Source organism: Vulcanisaeta sp. (genome assembly GCF_049966235.1).
Lineage (GTDB): Archaea > Thermoproteota > Thermoprotei > Thermoproteales > Thermocladiaceae > Vulcanisaeta > Vulcanisaeta moutnovskia.
Map to the genome: position 1 here is coordinate 1 of NZ_JBMFVA010000085.1, position 574 is coordinate 574.

Annotated in this window: 1 protein-coding gene; it reads left to right on the forward strand. The window is 48.3% G+C overall.

Going from position 1 to position 574, the window contains the following annotated elements; all coding sequences use genetic code 11:
- Positions 1-574: APC family permease (locus ACP5L5_RS11840; RefSeq protein WP_428764025.1), on the forward strand; the 574-nt coding region annotated here is incomplete at both ends.

The window sequence follows — 574 nt, forward strand, 5'->3', positions numbered from 1 at the left end:
GATTGGCGCAGTAATCGGTAGCGGTTGGCTATTTGGATCATTCTATGCCGCCAGCGTTGCTGGTCCCGCGGCAATAATCTCCTGGATACTCGGAGGCATATTCCTAATGTTCGTGGCATTTTCATTCGCTGAATTAGGCGGTATGATACCTAAGTCCGGCTCCATTGTGAGATATCCGCAGTACAGCCATGGAAGCCTCACTTCATATATACTTGCCTGGGCATACTTCCTAAGCGCAATAACCGTACCACCGGCTGAGGCCGAGGCTGTAGTTACCTATATGTCCTCCTATGTACCGGGCTTAACTGTTCATGGCGTTTTGACATTGCTTGGAGGTATTGTGGCCTTTGCTTTCCTAACATTCTTCTTCCTCCTTAATTATTTCGGTGTTCATGTCATGGGTAAGACGAATACTGGTGTTGGTTGGTGGAAACTATTGATACCTATACTCACGGTAGCATTTCTCATAGGGTTGTTCTTCCATCCAGCTAACTTCACGGGAGTGCCTGGTGGTTTCGTACCTTATGGCTGGGCGCCGGTGTTCATGGCACTACCAACCACGGGCATAGTATTT